This is a genomic window from Acidaminococcus hominis (genome assembly GCF_022484025.1).
Classification (GTDB): domain Bacteria; phylum Bacillota; class Negativicutes; order Acidaminococcales; family Acidaminococcaceae; genus Acidaminococcus; species Acidaminococcus hominis.
The window spans coordinates 2,702,216-2,720,449 of the sequence record NZ_JAKVMG010000001.1 but is presented as its reverse complement, the minus strand read 5'-3'; the positions used below and the strand labels follow the sequence as shown (position 1 = coordinate 2,720,449).

General features: G+C 49.3%; 7 protein-coding genes and 1 CRISPR repeat array. All 7 genes read right to left on the bottom strand.

Translation table 11 applies throughout. From position 1 onward, the window contains the following. Nucleotides 1–51 precede the first annotated feature (51 nt). The 7 genes from LKE88_RS12365 to cas5c all read right to left on the bottom strand — a co-directional run bounded on the left by LKE88_RS12365 (nt 52) and on the right by cas5c (nt 18,211). Nucleotides 52–339 (bottom strand): hypothetical protein, encoded by a 288-nt coding sequence (locus LKE88_RS12365; RefSeq protein ID WP_118287103.1) that lies wholly within the window; start codon nt 337–339, stop codon nt 52–54. Nucleotides 340–1,734: 1,395 nt separating this feature from the next. Next, nucleotides 1,735–12,711: a CRISPR direct-repeat array (repeat unit 33 nt; unit sequence ATTTCAATCCACGCTCCCCATGCGGGGAGCGAC). A gap of 120 nt (nt 12,712–12,831) precedes the next feature. After that, nucleotides 12,832–13,122 (bottom strand): CRISPR-associated endonuclease Cas2, encoded by a 291-nt coding sequence (gene cas2, locus LKE88_RS12360; RefSeq protein ID WP_199614748.1) that lies wholly within the window; start codon nt 13,120–13,122, stop codon nt 12,832–12,834. Nucleotides 13,123–13,143: 21 nt separating this feature from the next. After that, on the bottom strand, nt 13,144–14,172 hold the full coding sequence (gene cas1c / locus LKE88_RS12355; protein WP_118287105.1) for a type I-C CRISPR-associated endonuclease Cas1c: 1,029 nt from the start codon (nt 14,170–14,172) through the stop codon (nt 13,144–13,146). Then, entirely contained in the window at nt 14,169–14,843 is a 675-nt protein-coding gene (cas4, locus tag LKE88_RS12350; RefSeq protein WP_118287106.1) for a CRISPR-associated protein Cas4, read from the bottom strand. Before cas4 ends, cas1c begins: the two co-directional genes overlap by 4 nt. A gap of 40 nt (nt 14,844–14,883) precedes the next feature. Beyond that, a complete protein-coding gene (cas7c, locus tag LKE88_RS12345) occupies nt 14,884–15,789 on the bottom strand; it encodes a type I-C CRISPR-associated protein Cas7/Csd2 (RefSeq protein WP_118287107.1) in 906 nt (301 codons plus the stop codon). Then, nucleotides 15,789–17,561 carry a type I-C CRISPR-associated protein Cas8c/Csd1 gene (gene cas8c / locus LKE88_RS12340; RefSeq protein WP_276803759.1) on the bottom strand — a complete coding sequence of 591 codons (1,773 nt, stop codon included), beginning with the start codon at nt 17,559–17,561 and terminating at the stop codon, nt 15,789–15,791. Before cas8c ends, cas7c begins: the two co-directional genes overlap by 1 nt. Beyond that, a complete protein-coding gene (cas5c, locus tag LKE88_RS12335; RefSeq protein WP_105325956.1) occupies nt 17,558–18,211 on the bottom strand; it encodes a type I-C CRISPR-associated protein Cas5c in 654 nt (217 codons plus the stop codon). The genes cas8c and cas5c overlap by 4 nt, the downstream gene beginning before the upstream one ends. Nucleotides 18,212–18,234: the final 23 nt, after the last annotated feature.

The following is an 18,234-nucleotide window of genomic DNA, read 5'->3' as shown; positions in this document are numbered from 1 at the left end:
TATTTCAATTACCAAGTAATGAAAGATTAATATCCACAATTTAAAATAATATCAATAATAAGAGGAATAATGAGAAGAATGGGAGTAGTGGGAGGAATGGGAGTAGTGGGAGTAATGGGAATAATGGTAAGCCAAAAGCGAATTTTCTTCTACACTTTTATCATTTAATAACAATCTTTCATTTATTATCTGTTTTCCCATGCTTTGTGTTAAAATAATGCCGGATTCATCAGGAATATTCAGTTCAAACTTGTTAACATTTAAATCAGTCAAAGTAACAAAACCAAAAAAAATCCCCACAGAAATAAAAAACGCACTTACCTTCTTTTTAAAATTCAATATATTCCCCTCTTTTTATCATTTTTTGTATTGTATCATGGATGTAATTTTTTATCAAGAATGTAGTAGTGTTTCTATGCGTCAGTGTTTTCTCAGTAAATCCTTCATCCCAATACAAATGCTGTAATTCTATTCATCTGCAATAATTCAGCTGACAATCTAGGAACCCCGAATGGTCGCTGTTTTGCCCTAGTACTTGCAGGCGAATATTAGAAACATGACCTGGCCCGCTACACAAATATGCATTTTGGCATCTTCAACATAGAAACCGTGAAGGTTGAATATTCCGGGTCAAAATACAGCACCAATCCGGTGGTTGAAAATCATGAATCCAGAAATTCGGAAAATAGATTCCGGTCGAATGGAAATCACTTAATCAGGCCTATTACAGTGCTGCGCTGCTGTGCATAATTCAACTTGGAAGCACACCCCTCTTGCCGGATTCTTCCAGACTTGACATTTCCCGCCAAGGACAAGCGTTATGCTGGCATCCTTGACGGGAAATGTTAAGCCTGGGTCAATTCTGGTTAAGCGGCTGTGTAATTCTCAGAATTTTCGAAATAAATCTGAACCCTATCAAGGTTTCAATCTGCAATCAGAACCGCCTATCTTATTTTTAAATCATTTTCGAAACGCCGGAAAGTGATTTCCAATATTCCGGACTGGTGATTCCCAGTTGTCCGGACTCATGCTTCCCGAGAGCCGAAATATACAGGAATAGCCCAGCGTCAACACCAAAACATTCACTAATAACTTAGTTCCATCTTTGCAAAGGTAAGGAATCTTTTCTTTCCAATCCAGTTGGACCTGCTCTCCAGGAACTGTTTCATAACGAACCGTATTTGTCTAGCTCAACGTTCGCTTGTTTTGAGAAAAGTAATCCTGAAATTCAGGAATGGAAGAAATGTAGGCCCGGAAAGTTGACTGTGCCCCATTTAGCCCATGGTCATCCTTAATGTACTGCCACTAGACTCGTTTATAGTAGAATCTCTGTGAAGTATCCTTTGCTGCGAGCATATCTTTGATAATGGGCTTATATCTATCAAATTAGGAAGGGTGGTTTCCTTCTTTACTGGGTTCACTCTGTTCATACCAACGTTTAACAATTCGTCTATTCTTTTTTAATTCTCTTGCCAGTTCGCTAAAAATTGATTTAGTCTCAACCACGTCATCGATCATCTTCAGTTAGAGTAAGTCGTCAAGTGATTTGACATCAAAGCTTTTTCCGTAATCCAATACATATTGCATAATACCATCTCATGCAATAGTATCCTCGATTTCAATAGCATGTACATTGTTATAAAACCACTTTTTGACCTATTTATGTAGCATTTACACGCTTCCCCGTGCGAGGAGCGATAGGCCTATGAAACCTATAATATCGTGGCCGAGCTTATCTCAATCCACGCTCCCCATGCGGGGAGCGACAATACCAAAAAATCCCGGAGTCACTCAAAACCGGATTTCAATCCACGCTCCCCATGCGGGGAGCGACTGGGCAGGTATTGGAATATATTTTGGACTTGCAATTTCAATCCACGCTCCCCATGCGGGGAGCGACCTGGATGAGAACGGGGAAATCAGTGACCAGGCAAATTTCAATCCACGCTCCCCATGCGGGGAGCGACCGGTCACATCAATATTTTGTACCTGTTTTAAAGACATTTCAATCCACGCTCCCCATGCGGGGAGCGACTGGGCAGGTATTGGAATATATTTTGGACTTGCAATTTCAATCCACGCTCCCCATGCGGGGAGCGACCTGGATGAGAACGGGGAAATCAGTGACCAGGCAAATTTCAATCCACGCTCCCCATGCGGGGAGCGACCGAGCAAGGGTGGTGATTCAAAATGACAGTCGGTATTTCAATCCACGCTCCCCATGCGGGGAGCGACTGGGGGTTGTAGGAGTGTTCTCATCCCGCTCGATATTTCAATCCACGCTCCCCATGCGGGGAGCGACATAACTTGACGCATAGTCTTTGATCCGCTCATAATTTCAATCCACGCTCCCCATGCGGGGAGCGACTGTGTGGTTTGGGGAAACGATTCTGCAGGTAGCGATTTCAATCCACGCTCCCCATGCGGGGAGCGACTTCCGGGGCAGCAGATATTGACAATGTCACGATTATTTCAATCCACGCTCCCCATGCGGGGAGCGACTGGACTGGATCCGGAAGTCAATGACAACCAGATTATTTCAATCCACGCTCCCCATGCGGGGAGCGACCCTGACCCGCTGCGGGATCACTTTTTCTGATGCAATTTCAATCCACGCTCCCCATGCGGGGAGCGACCAGTGATTCCTCTTCAGGGGCAGTATCTCAACAATTTCAATCCACGCTCCCCATGCGGGGAGCGACCTTGAAAGTAATCTCTGTCAGCCCCGTGGCCTTCAATTTCAATCCACGCTCCCCATGCGGGGAGCGACGGTGGACGTGGATGGAATGACGTCCAGCGTGATTATTTCAATCCACGCTCCCCATGCGGGGAGCGACGGTCATGGTCTGTCTTGTACCATACCTGAGCTTGTATTTCAATCCACGCTCCCCATGCGGGGAGCGACGGTCATGGTCTGTCTTGTACCATACCTGAGCTTGTATTTCAATCCACGCTCCCCATGCGGGGAGCGACAGGTCTAAGATGACACAGCTGTCTTTCCCACCGATTTCAATCCACGCTCCCCATGCGGGGAGCGACTCTGTCAACGCCAATTTAAGGTCTGCAACATTAATTTCAATCCACGCTCCCCATGCGGGGAGCGACCGATGGTATGGACGGTGATGACAAATGACCGCTGATTTCAATCCACGCTCCCCATGCGGGGAGCGACATTCTCTTCGGGAGGTATTCCAGCCAAGCCCTATTTCAATCCACGCTCCCCATGCGGGGAGCGTGGCCGGATGCCAGACTGCCTGCGCTACGATTGGATTTCAATCCACGCTCCCCATGCGGGGAGCGAAAAACAATCCAAAGAACCTTGACAACTACATATTATTTCAATCCACGCTCCCCATGCGGGGAGCGAATTGCAAATATATTTTTTTGACACAATTTAGCAAATTTCAATCCACGCTCCCCATGCGGGGAGCGAAACGCCTCCTTTAAACTAAAAACATGATACCACATTTCAATCCACGCTCCCCATGCGGGGAGCGAATCGTGACCGGTGTGACCGTGGGCACCCGTTCCGGATTTCAATCCACGCTCCCCATGCGGGGAGCGACACCAGGATGCTGGATGGAATGGTTATGCCGGAGAATTTCAATCCACGCTCCCCATGCGGGGAGCGACAAATTTATTAAAGGAGGTTGGAGTCAATGACCCTATTTCAATCCACGCTCCCCATGCGGGGAGCGACAAAAGCTGAAAGGGAGAATCAAGGAAATTTTTGATTTCAATCCACGCTCCCCATGCGGGGAGCGACATCATATAGTCACGGGGAGAAAGGAAAGCCCTGAAATTTCAATCCACGCTCCCCATGCGGGGAGCGACTTGGATTGTAGCGAATACAGAGCGCGGGAAATCATATTTCAATCCACGCTCCCCATGCGGGGAGCGACCCCGGCGTCGATGGTCAGCCCGTCAACATACGGGGCATTTCAATCCACGCTCCCCATGCGGGGAGCGACCCTGAACGGCTTGATTTTCGGGGCGGTGATTGGGATTTCAATCCACGCTCCCCATGCGGGGAGCGACGTGGTGGAGCTTCCGTAGATGGCGGAGGAACGGATTTCAATCCACGCTCCCCATGCGGGGAGCGACTGGTCCTTGTTCATCTTTCTCACCTCCCTTCTGGATTTCAATCCACGCTCCCCATGCGGGGAGCGACGCCATATGAGTCGCCAGATTATCGTCTGTATCGGCATTTCAATCCACGCTCCCCATGCGGGGAGCGACCATTGAGCGAGGAGGAACTGGAAACGCTGGAGCAATTTCAATCCACGCTCCCCATGCGGGGAGCGACGAACAAGAACAATTGGCCGCCAGCAACAAGCTCCAATTTCAATCCACGCTCCCCATGCGGGGAGCGACGGCTTTTTCGTCTTTCTGGGTCAGATACGGGCTTTATTTCAATCCACGCTCCCCATGCGGGGAGCGACGGACATGATTGTGATTCATCACACGGGCAATCCGATTTCAATCCACGCTCCCCATGCGGGGAGCGACGGAGCGTATCCGTCTTGATTTTTATAAGGCCGGATTTCAATCCACGCTCCCCATGCGGGGAGCGACTTCTATTATTTGTAGGAGTATCAGGAGGAGAAATTTCAATCCACGCTCCCCATGCGGGGAGCGACTTGACGAATGTATCAACCTCGTAAAAGACCCTGTATTTCAATCCACGCTCCCCATGCGGGGAGCGACTTGATAAATTAGCGGCGATGAATGAAAAGCTGAATTTCAATCCACGCTCCCCATGCGGGGAGCGACAAGCTGCTTCTGCGGAATTGCAGTGGATAGAGATATTTCAATCCACGCTCCCCATGCGGGGAGCGACGTAGGCGCGACAATGCATCGACATATCGTCGTGATTTCAATCCACGCTCCCCATGCGGGGAGCGACCATGCCCAGAGCCACATCACGGGCGGTAGTTGGATTTCAATCCACGCTCCCCATGCGGGGAGCGACGCGAATGGTGAAGCGATCACATGGGGCGACTTACAATTTCAATCCACGCTCCCCATGCGGGGAGCGACGGGCCAGAGGACGAAATGATGGCATTGCCCATTACGATTTCAATCCACGCTCCCCATGCGGGGAGCGACCAAGAGCGAGAATGGCTCTATAAGTTACAATTGTATTTCAATCCACGCTCCCCATGCGGGGAGCGACTGAAGAGCATTACCCGGACACAAGACCTGACGCGATTTCAATCCACGCTCCCCATGCGGGGAGCGACCCGGTCACGTACACCTTGTACATTGCCGCCTTAGATTTCAATCCACGCTCCCCATGCGGGGAGCGACTCTAGGGAGTGTTCTTTTGCCGCCAGAATGTCCAATTTCAATCCACGCTCCCCATGCGGGGAGCGACCTTGATTTATAAAGACGGCGATGGACCTCTTATTATTTCAATCCACGCTCCCCATGCGGGGAGCGACTTGAACGGAACTCCTAGTGTATCGTTCTTAGTTATTTCAATCCACGCTCCCCATGCGGGGAGCGACTTCTGTTTCTGTCTCCATTGCTTGCTCCTATCTATTTCAATCCACGCTCCCCATGCGGGGAGCGACGCGATGATTCCGAAGGCCGTCTTATGGATAAGCTATTTCAATCCACGCTCCCCATGCGGGGAGCGACATCACCGAACTCTCGAAGCGGGAAGGGACCAGAATTTCAATCCACGCTCCCCATGCGGGGAGCGACCGGATACGACAGTGATGGTCAAAATTAACGCATATTTCAATCCACGCTCCCCATGCGGGGAGCGACCCTGCCCATCTTGGGTATTTGTCGATTTCATCCATATTTCAATCCACGCTCCCCATGCGGGGAGCGACTTCCCGTGGTTGTTGGGACTGTTGTTGGCATCCCATTTCAATCCACGCTCCCCATGCGGGGAGCGACTAGAATCTGGTCAATCCAATGCCCTATTTCATGAATTTCAATCCACGCTCCCCATGCGGGGAGCGACGTGTTAACTATCATCAACGCCACGGAAAAACCTATTTCAATCCACGCTCCCCATGCGGGGAGCGACCACCGGGGTGTTGGACTATATCAACAACAACCTGATTTCAATCCACGCTCCCCATGCGGGGAGCGACGACGTACACGTCCGACCTAAGCAAGACGAAGCAATTTCAATCCACGCTCCCCATGCGGGGAGCGACGACGGAAATAAAGAGGAATTGCAGAACGCTGTGATTTCAATCCACGCTCCCCATGCGGGGAGCGACTTGCCAAATCTTCTGCGTCCGGTACAGTCCGGATTTCAATCCACGCTCCCCATGCGGGGAGCGACGCGGCTGACGGTTGGGGAGCTGGACGCCCTTTTTATTTCAATCCACGCTCCCCATGCGGGGAGCGACTCTGTTAGCAGATGTATGGAGTTCTCTTGATGCTATTTCAATCCACGCTCCCCATGCGGGGAGCGACCACAGGAAAGCGACAGTATCCTTATAGGTAGCAGGATTTCAATCCACGCTCCCCATGCGGGGAGCGACCCCCTTCTTGTCTACATAGGAAACTTTCTGTTTATTTCAATCCACGCTCCCCATGCGGGGAGCGACATTGTAATTTTTTCCGTTGCAAACGCCCTCGAAATTTCAATCCACGCTCCCCATGCGGGGAGCGACCACGGTACGGTCAGATTTCTCCGTTGCAATTCGAGATTTCAATCCACGCTCCCCATGCGGGGAGCGACGGCTGCTGTTCTTTTTGGTTGCGGGTCTTCCCGATTTCAATCCACGCTCCCCATGCGGGGAGCGACTCGCTGTCAATGTGGTGTCTAGCACACAGTTCCCATTTCAATCCACGCTCCCCATGCGGGGAGCGACGCAGGTGGTGCGTGGAAGGCGATATGCCAGAAGATTTCAATCCACGCTCCCCATGCGGGGAGCGACCACGGCGGATAAGGCTAATGCAGACGGCAACGGATTTCAATCCACGCTCCCCATGCGGGGAGCGACATTTCGTCCAGCTGTTGTGCCCCAGGCTTACCTGATTTCAATCCACGCTCCCCATGCGGGGAGCGACTTGTCTACACCCGCGTGATTAGCACCTGCAACGTAATTTCAATCCACGCTCCCCATGCGGGGAGCGACCATCTGCTGCTGACTCAAGTACACGCCAGCCGGATTTCAATCCACGCTCCCCATGCGGGGAGCGACAATCGCAGGTGTCAAGAATTCTAATCTCCGTAGAATTTCAATCCACGCTCCCCATGCGGGGAGCGACATTAAAGGGACTACCCACATGATAGGCTTGTGTATTTCAATCCACGCTCCCCATGCGGGGAGCGACTAAATTGGCCTATAATACTAAGGATTTTCAGAGTATTTCAATCCACGCTCCCCATGCGGGGAGCGACCTTATTGGCTGACTTCAGTAATCATATGAGACCAATTTCAATCCACGCTCCCCATGCGGGGAGCGACTGGAACAGAATGATACTAGTGAATTGATTCAATCATTTCAATCCACGCTCCCCATGCGGGGAGCGACAATTTCTCCGAGTTCTTTTTTGGCGTAACTAAAATTTCAATCCACGCTCCCCATGCGGGGAGCGACCCATGGCAAAGGTGAGCGCAAATGCTGACGTTCTATTTCAATCCACGCTCCCCATGCGGGGAGCGACCTTTTTAGCGTTCAGATTGAACAAATTGCCGTTGATTTCAATCCACGCTCCCCATGCGGGGAGCGACACCCCAAAAATGCAGGAAATAAAGATTGGAAGGGATTTCAATCCACGCTCCCCATGCGGGGAGCGACGTCAACAATGACCGAACAGGCCAAACTTCTTCTATTTCAATCCACGCTCCCCATGCGGGGAGCGACCGGAAATAACCGTCCGTCCTTGCGGCTTCACGGGATTTCAATCCACGCTCCCCATGCGGGGAGCGACTTAGCATCAACAACAGGAGCTACTGTTTCCCAGCATTTCAATCCACGCTCCCCATGCGGGGAGCGACCAATCATACCTATCAAGCCACGACTCTCTTGGGATTTCAATCCACGCTCCCCATGCGGGGAGCGACTAGAGGATTCCGGCTATGACCGCCACACAACAAAATTTCAATCCACGCTCCCCATGCGGGGAGCGACCGGAACGCTCTTACCCAGCGGAGTGATTTCCCGATTTCAATCCACGCTCCCCATGCGGGGAGCGACCGGCGTAAGTTTTCCCCGTTCCAACATCCCCGTAATTTCAATCCACGCTCCCCATGCGGGGAGCGACTGGACAAGCTGAACACGAATATCGCTCCTATTGGATTTCAATCCACGCTCCCCATGCGGGGAGCGACTTTCACGGGTCAGCTTGATGCCCTTTCCGTAGGTGTATTTCAATCCACGCTCCCCATGCGGGGAGCGACTAAAGGCAATACTGAATCCGTCCGGTGTGTTAGATTTCAATCCACGCTCCCCATGCGGGGAGCGACCAGAGCTGAATGGAATTAAATACTGCTTTGCAAATTTCAATCCACGCTCCCCATGCGGGGAGCGACTTTGTGCACCGGACAGCTTGATAAACCCACCTTGATTTCAATCCACGCTCCCCATGCGGGGAGCGACAGCTACCTGGCGGGACATAATAACCCCGGAAATGATTTCAATCCACGCTCCCCATGCGGGGAGCGACTGCCATCCAGCAATTCCACCATGTTCAAGTCATCATTTCAATCCACGCTCCCCATGCGGGGAGCGACTGGGCAAAATGTACGAACGCTTGACAGGTCAGCAATTTCAATCCACGCTCCCCATGCGGGGAGCGACCCAACTACCCACCGCTTAGCGCCTGACGGCGCTTATTTCAATCCACGCTCCCCATGCGGGGAGCGACCGGTTGAAATCAACGGTGAAGGCTGGCTGGTTGGGATTTCAATCCACGCTCCCCATGCGGGGAGCGACCTCTGTCATCCTCTAGGATTCCCGCCGATTCCAATTTCAATCCACGCTCCCCATGCGGGGAGCGACTTGGGCTAATTCTCCAATTTATCGCACTCTGGTGATTTCAATCCACGCTCCCCATGCGGGGAGCGACGTAAATTCGAGGATGGGAGCACTCAGGTTCGTCGATTTCAATCCACGCTCCCCATGCGGGGAGCGACGTTCGAACACGCCTTCGGTGGTCAGTGCCAGCAATTTCAATCCACGCTCCCCATGCGGGGAGCGACCATCAGTTCTTCCGGGCTGTATCGTCCAGATTTATTTCAATCCACGCTCCCCATGCGGGGAGCGACGTCTATCAAGCCTTCCCATTCTCCATAGATGCAGTATTTCAATCCACGCTCCCCATGCGGGGAGCGACGTCGCCAATACCGTACTGTTTGGCTTTCTGTTCATTTCAATCCACGCTCCCCATGCGGGGAGCGACATTGTCTTTACATCTGCCCAATCAAGTCCTGTGCATTTCAATCCACGCTCCCCATGCGGGGAGCGACCGTTTCTGGAGAGGGTCAAACACAGGACGGGCAGATTTCAATCCACGCTCCCCATGCGGGGAGCGACGTCCAATACGTAGTTTTTCATGGCTACCACCTAATTTCAATCCACGCTCCCCATGCGGGGAGCGACTTGTCATCGTAAATTGTAACTTTTTGCTCGTTCGATTTCAATCCACGCTCCCCATGCGGGGAGCGACCATCACTGTTTGCCCGTTCAGAGGGATAACGCTGTATTTCAATCCACGCTCCCCATGCGGGGAGCGACGCCTGAGGAGTGTCGTTATCCCAGCTTGCTACGATTTCAATCCACGCTCCCCATGCGGGGAGCGACGAGGATAGTCTTTCAATTCGTTGTTCCCAATCAATTTCAATCCACGCTCCCCATGCGGGGAGCGACTCTGTTCAAGGCCCCGACAAGGGCGATGCCACCTAATTTCAATCCACGCTCCCCATGCGGGGAGCGACGCAGCTTGCCCTTGATCTCAAAATTGTAAGTTGATTTCAATCCACGCTCCCCATGCGGGGAGCGACCCTTGACTACCGCCGTGGCGGACGGAGGTGTGCTATTTCAATCCACGCTCCCCATGCGGGGAGCGACCCGGTGTCGCTGGTCACGGTCTGATAGCCGCAATTTCAATCCACGCTCCCCATGCGGGGAGCGACCCTTTTTAATGACCGTCTTTTTGGCCATCTCGTCATTTCAATCCACGCTCCCCATGCGGGGAGCGACCCTTATGAGTCTTGCCCGTGGCCAGCAGCCAGGATTTCAATCCACGCTCCCCATGCGGGGAGCGACCCTTTTTAATGACCGTCTTTTTGGCCATCTCGTCATTTCAATCCACGCTCCCCATGCGGGGAGCGACGAAACTCAAAAACGTCTTAAGTGCCAACCGGATGATTTCAATCCACGCTCCCCATGCGGGGAGCGACCAGATCCATCTCCTTGGGGAGATCCACCACGTCAATTTCAATCCACGCTCCCCATGCGGGGAGCGACAGCTGGTCACAGTGAGGTGAAAGCCATGAAAGAATTTCAATCCACGCTCCCCATGCGGGGAGCGACTGTCTGCTGCGAGGTCCGGGGCTACCTTTTCCAGATTTCAATCCACGCTCCCCATGCGGGGAGCGACCCATGTTTCTTCATTTCCGGCTTATAGTCTACTATTTCAATCCACGCTCCCCATGCGGGGAGCGACACGGCTGCCCCGGCAATGTAAGGGCCCGCATGATTTCAATCCACGCTCCCCATGCGGGGAGCGACTAAGTGAATTCGCCGGATTCAGCGGACATCAGAATTTCAATCCACGCTCCCCATGCGGGGAGCGACTAGTCACCCCCGTAGTATTTTCTGGATACAAGGTATTTCAATCCACGCTCCCCATGCGGGGAGCGACTGTCCTCCTGGCACCTGGGCACCTCCTTCCACCGATTTCAATCCACGCTCCCCATGCGGGGAGCGACAGCATTTCCACCGCCCCATGAGGTCGGTGATTGAATTTCAATCCACGCTCCCCATGCGGGGAGCGACTGCGGCCCTTGTCAACGGCGCACCCGACCAGCTATTTCAATCCACGCTCCCCATGCGGGGAGCGACTCGGGTCGATAGGTTCCTGGGCCTGTACCGTCTATTTCAATCCACGCTCCCCATGCGGGGAGCGACAACGCATAGCTTGCAGTGCTGTTCACCAGGGTATTTCAATCCACGCTCCCCATGCGGGGAGCGACCATTCTCCCGACGATTTTATCTCTATCGTGGTTATTTCAATCCACGCTCCCCATGCGGGGAGCGACGGTGCTATTTCTGGTTCATCGCCGGGAACTGGTGATTTCAATCCACGCTCCCCATGCGGGGAGCGACGTTCGCACATTGATAATAGGCGTGTTCCCTAGCATTTCAATCCACGCTCCCCATGCGGGGAGCGACGACGTTTTCAGGTATGCCACCATCCGCGACCAGGATTTCAATCCACGCTCCCCATGCGGGGAGCGACCCTGTACAACCTGGATAGATTGACGGCGGCAAAATTTCAATCCACGCTCCCCATGCGGGGAGCGACTAGGGGTTGTGGGCGTGTTTTCGTCCCTCTCGATATTTCAATCCACGCTCCCCATGCGGGGAGCGACACCTCTTGGAGCGTCGTGGTGCAGTTCTGCAATTATTTCAATCCACGCTCCCCATGCGGGGAGCGACGTCAATGGCTTCTAGGATACAACCTGCAAAGTCAATTTCAATCCACGCTCCCCATGCGGGGAGCGACGTTCCGCCTCCTCCCGGACGATTCGTCTGATAGATTTCAATCCACGCTCCCCATGCGGGGAGCGACAGGAGACAACATGACTGAATTTACAGATGGAACAGCATTTCAATCCACGCTCCCCATGCGGGGAGCGACGATTGCCACCACGCCGCTTACTACCGCTGCTGAAAATTTCAATCCACGCTCCCCATGCGGGGAGCGACTGGGTCTTATAATTCCCTGCACTCAGTGAGCTATATTTCAATCCACGCTCCCCATGCGGGGAGCGACCCGTTACCACAAACCTCCCGTGCCCCCTTTCTCTTTATTTCAATCCACGCTCCCCATGCGGGGAGCGACGGAACGAAGTGACAAACACGGACGTCATGTATTACATTTCAATCCACGCTCCCCATGCGGGGAGCGACTCAGACAGGCAAACGAGAAGGCGGCCATAGAGATTTCAATCCACGCTCCCCATGCGGGGAGCGACTTTATCATGAAACTTTAAAGGAGATTACAGCGTATTTCAATCCACGCTCCCCATGCGGGGAGCGACAAAAGTCCACACGGACCATACGTTTTCGATAGATATTTCAATCCACGCTCCCCATGCGGGGAGCGACAGCACCTTTCCTTCTTCATACAATGTTACACCTATTTCAATCCACGCTCCCCATGCGGGGAGCGACCCTGCTTGCGTTACAACGATTACACAGCCCGGTGATTTCAATCCACGCTCCCCATGCGGGGAGCGACCGGCTGACAGCGCAAAGGCGGCGGAAACATCGGCATTTCAATCCACGCTCCCCATGCGGGGAGCGACTAAAACCGATATGATCGAGAGCAAAACCATTATATTTCAATCCACGCTCCCCATGCGGGGAGCGACTCAGCTCTTGCAACCAGCGTGACAACCGGGACGGGATTTCAATCCACGCTCCCCATGCGGGGAGCGACCCCTGGGTATCTTTAGCGAGAGCCATTGCCGCATTTCAATCCACGCTCCCCATGCGGGGAGCGACGTCAAACAAAAAACACTGAATCCATGCGGGATTCAACATATAATTTTGCGAACCTCATAAAGCAAGTCCTCTGGAGCACGCAAAATCGTTATTAAAATTTATAGGAGCTTGTAGTTCGCATTACAGGATTAAGTTTCCATCTGGATTATATCCAGTCTTAATTCCAACATGGATAATTTTACCTGGCTTAACTTTTCCCAAATTGTAAAACCGTAAACTATCCTTGTTTAGATCTATAATGCTTTCAAGTTGCCCCCGCAATGCCACAAACTGTGCTTCATCCAATGAACACTCAAAGACTGAGTTTTGAACACGCTGTCCATGTGCTACGCAGCATTTGGCAACCTGTCTTAGACGTTTTCGGCCAGCGGCAGTTTCAGTATTCACATCATAAGTTACTACAATCCGCACTCTGACCTCACCTCTCATCTCTTAATGCAAGAATGCAGGATATCCATCTAGATCCTGACGAATATACTTAGCCAGTAATAGAGCTTGGGTATAGGGTACCAATCCCCAGGGAATTTTTTCCTTCAGAAAAGGATGTTCTATTTCATCCCGTTTTCGTTCCTGCCAATGTTCTAAAACAGTTTTTCTCCCTTTGTCATTTAACAATACCGCTCCTGATTCTGTCAAATCAAAATCTTTGGCGGCAACGATTCGGTTATTTACTAAATTTAGCACAAATCGATCCCCACAGACGCTTCGAAGTTCTTCCATAAGATCTAAGGCCAATGATTCACGACCAGGACGATCTCGATGCATAAAACCAACGTAAGAATCTAACCCTACAGACTCTAACGCTGAAGCACAATCATGCGCTAAAAGTGTGTAAACAAATGACAACAGAGCATTCATGCGATCTAAAGGCGGTCTTTTATTTCTCTCTTTTAAAAAAAAATGTTTTTTGTCTGTTAGAATCATATCATCAAAAATAGAGAAATATAAATGAGCTGCATTGCCCTCCACTCCACGCAATTCTTCCGTAGAATTAACAGTCTGTACTCCCCGGAGAGAACTCTTCAGATTGGCAATTACTTCTTCAAATTTGGGCAAATCAATACGCATGGGGTGATCGCGAGTGTATCTCATAAGAGTAGAGCGTGCATTATAAATCTTACCGGTAATCATATATTTGGACAATGTACAGCAAAAGGGCTCCTGCTCCGACAATCGATATTGTGCTTTTCTTAGCAATACATTCCCGTGGCTTGCTCCACATACCCTGGCTAAAAAACGCCCATTTGGTTTTAAAAAACAAAACCCTATATTCCGTTTGGCACATTCGCCCAATAATGCAGGAGAAGCGCCTCTATACCCAAAATAGAGAATGTTTTCTAAATTGAGAAGGGGCAGCTGTGCTGCCCTTTCTTGATTTTTCCAAAGAACTATATTTGCGTCTTCCAAGGACAAATATGCATCTTCTGACATTACGAACAATGTGTTTAGCAACTTTCTCATTTTTTACCATCCCCCAGCATATCCTGATAATATTCTGCCACATTACTGCGTTTAAGCAATGAGGGAAGACAGTAATCTTTTAAAGAACAGCTGCTACATCTTTTGCTAGGTTTCACTTTAGGAATAATCCCCCGGGAAAAATAACCATGCATTTCTAACAGAGTATTTTTTGCGGCAAGCCTCAAGGTATCTGTAATTTCTATACGCCTACGGCGCATTAACTCATGATAGAAGAGATCTGCTGCATCAATATGGCAGGCCAGCATTTCTTCCAAGCAAAGAACCTCACAGCACAGCTGCAGCATATCGCTGCCATCATCTTTGTCTTTGCCCCGTTTATACTCAACTGGATTCACCTGCCAAAGACCGCGATGCTTGGGCAAATGGATTCCAATTTCTTCTTGTTCCGTAGGCAGAAACTCTACCACATCACATTGTCCTGAAATTCCTAACTGAGGTGATGCAATTTTCAGGGCTCTCACTGTCATGATTCCAGCCCTTTTCTCAACATAGTCATTTTTATGAGCATTCTTGTGCACCAATTCTCCTTCAGCAGTCAGACGGTTCTCAGCCCAAACCTGCCCAATATGAATGAGTGCCCATTGTCGCCTACAAAATGCAAAGTGCTGAATTCCTGACAGTAAGAGATATTCATCTTCTTTATATGCCATTTTTCCCTTTATTTTTCATTATGTATGGCAATGCACCGGTTTATTCTTCTACTTTTTCCTGTTCAACCATCTCCGTGCAGTGAACCCCGGTCGGCCAATTTGCTGTATCTACTGTTACAGCATAATCTTCAAACGAGCGTGCAACTTTCTGGGCATCCTTCTTTTCTACCTGCACACGGTTAAACAGTTTATAAGATTGCGTATTGCCCAAAACAGAATCATGCTTAAACACATACAGCTTTCTTACTGCCATATTGCCTCTAGCGGCAGAATGGTCATTTTCAAACATATTTACCAATGCTTCCCAAAGCAGCTTTAAGTCATCTTCAGAAAAGCCAGTAGATTTTTGTGCCAGGTTGGCAGAAACATAGCCTTCCATCCGATACAAGCCATAAGGCACGATATATTTCCGTCCCATCTCAGTTTTTTTATTAGCTGCATCTTTCTCAGTAGTGATGGCTACCCGCGTAATGGTAATTTCTTGCGGTGTAATGGGGTCAATGCTCCGGGAAAATCCCAGTTGCACCGGTCCTCTCACCTGGCCACAATTCAGTGCTCCTTTTACGAAGGTGGTCATAACTGCGCCAAAGGTCCGCACGTCATAGAAGTTTTGGCACATGAAATCTTTAATTTTTTTATCGGCATCGGGGTCTTTTTTCTTTATATCTTTAATATCGTTTACATTCAAATACTCCAACGCCGTTTTATCACTGGATTCCAACGGAACAGACTCTTTAATATAAATCTTATAGCCTTTTTCATCTGCCTTGGCATCTTCTACATAGTTGCGGATTTTCCGTTTAATGCAGACGTCCGTTACCAGACCCAAGCCCGTTTCCGGATCTACCCGGGGCATATTCCCTGCATCAGGGTCCCCATTAGGATTTCCGTTCTCCACATCATACAGCACCACAAAATCGTATCTGTTTTGAATTGCTTCGCTCATCATTTTTCCTCCTTTTTCGTAAACCGTTTTTGGGTTTCCTGATAATACCCTAAAATAAATACCCCTTGTTCTTCTTGATTCAACCGACTGGGAATAGGCTTTCCTTGATTCGGCATCACAATTTCATCGGCCAGCGCTTGCAGCTTTTTGGAATAGTAAACTTGTTGTCTTTTTTCCAACTTTGCCAGATGTGCATTAGCCAACTTCATAAGTGTCGGAAAAACAGACCCCGGTGTTGCACAGGCTGCATTGAAATACCGATCCTTAATGGTGGCGTTAATGCCAGGATTAGCGGCTTCCTGCAGTGCCTCAAGAACTGAGAACAAACGCCCCAATACATAGGGCAACGCCTTACAATCTTCATTGACTGCCATAGTTAAATCTTCACCCCATCTTTCAAAATGATTTTTTAATAAGTACGCTTTAATAAAAGCGGCTTTGACATAAGTAATTTTGTTGACAGTAGTCGTCCCATTATCTCCTCTTTCATCCTGGTCAGAGAAAACTCTCAACAAGATATTCTGATACGTAGCTTCTGGATAGGGCTGTCCCTGCAGAATACTCCGCAGCAAACTGCCTGCCAGCAAGGGGGATGATGCAGGATCCTTAGAATGTGGATTAACTGTAGCCTTGAGCAATCTCCACAAAGGAATTTGTTCTTGCTTTTCCCAGCTCGGGCGTACAATTTTCATACGCTGGTGATGCTCTGCAATGTGGGCAATTGTTGCTCCAAAGGTATTGCGATAAAAGAATCGGATGGAAAGACGTGCTGCATTAGGGGCCAATCCCAATACATAAAACGGTTCATCAGGTGACAATGTTACGCCAGAAATATCAGCTTGCTGTCCCTTAGAAATTTTTTCAATCATTGCAGCTAAGTCAGCTTCCGAAATTCCTGCATCATTACCCATACACTCAGAAAAGCCATCTTGATACAATGGGTTGGCATCAGCTGACCAATACACCACGGTATCACCACCCACAAGGCTGCATTTTCTTTCTCGGATTAGATAATTCAAAGCTGCGGAATAAGCAAATGCTGCATATTCTCCTACAGGAGCATTATTGCCCTGTTCCCCATCATGGCCATAGGATTCAAGAGCATTTGTATTAAAAGATACAATAGCGGCTCCGCTAGTCTGGGCCCCCCTCACTCCTTTGATATTAGGGTGAATACGCGCTATAGGAACATTTTTTCTTCCTGTTACTAAACATTGGCCTCTAGTGAAATCACCAATAGAATTTGCTTTAAAGGAATCCCACGCTCTACAAATTTCTTTATCTTTAAGTGGACTATCCTGATTAACAATAAAGATTAAATTTCCGCCATTATTTATGGCATCCGGTTCTGCATTAATCAGAGAATTTTGTTCAGCCTCTAATGGGTTCCAGCAATCAAAAAATTTTAGTATAGCTTTTGCAACTGTAGATTGACAATGGTCCAATATCTTATGATGCAATTCTTTAGCTGCGTTAAATTTTTCTAATTGAACACTTCCTTTTTCATATCCCAATAAATATCCGGCATTATCGCATAAAAAATGTGCTTTCTTTTGCGTTCCTGATCTATGTTCAGGTTCAGGTACTAATAGAAACTTTTTTAAGCTTTTACCATCACTTGTTTCCGCCAAAATTGATTGAAGCTGGATTAATTTACCATCTTCATTCAATACTACTTGATAAGATATAGGCAATTTACTCCAGCCAGGCTTACCTACAAGGCCATCCCTAATCAAAGAATCGTAATAATCTGTCAGGGCTTGTAAGATCATTGATGCACCTCACAATTCCGCAAATCCAGGATGCCATCTTTTAATTCTGCCTTGAAAAACATTGGCGTAATTTGTTCTGGATTGCTATAGTCCATATCATACAGCATATAGCCTAGGGATTGGGTATACGGATAGGGTATCAATACTTCTTCATCCTCTACCAAGCGGAAACAAGCAGGAAATTCTCTGGTTCCAAAGTAAGGTTGATGGTAACATTGTCCCTTTCGTGCCCGACGGGTAAGCATTTCGCGAAATTTCCCAGGATTATCACCTGCAGCGGCCTTATCAGTCATCTCAAAATGGAGAGTGATGCAGTAGCGTACATCTTTTAAAACAGTAGAGGCTCTCTGCATGATATCCTGCCTTGTAACAATCATAATAGGTTTACCTTTTTTAGCATTTGCCTTTACTGAACTTGCACTTAACTTATGCATAAGTTCATTCCGGCGGATGTTGGTGAATTTAATGGGATTGAGTACATCAATTTCATCAATCACATACCGCAATCCTGGATGCCAATAGATGGCCTCTACCAAGCCGCGCGCTGCTGACGGGGTCATTACATCATAGGAAACTCGCTCAGCCTTCATCTCCGGCCGGGTAAAGCAGGCATACGGCCCCCAGCATTCAATCTTCACTCCATAATTCATCCTATCACCTCATTTTGTTCAAA

Bases quoted from the DNA above. Each gene is read 5' to 3' on its own strand.
- cas1c (WP_118287105.1), bottom strand. From the start codon at position 14,172: ATGAGAAAGTTGCTAAACACATTGTTCGTAATGTCAGAAGATGCATAT.
- cas4 (WP_118287106.1), bottom strand. From the start codon at position 14,843: ATGGCATATAAAGAAGATGAATATCTCTTACTGTCAGGAATTCAGCAC.
- cas7c (WP_118287107.1), bottom strand. From the start codon at position 15,789: ATGAGCGAAGCAATTCAAAACAGATACGATTTTGTGGTGCTGTATGAT.
- cas8c (WP_276803759.1), bottom strand. From the start codon at position 17,561: ATGATCTTACAAGCCCTGACAGATTATTACGATTCTTTGATTAGGGAT.
- cas5c (WP_105325956.1), bottom strand. From the start codon at position 18,211: ATGAATTATGGAGTGAAGATTGAATGCTGGGGGCCGTATGCCTGCTTT.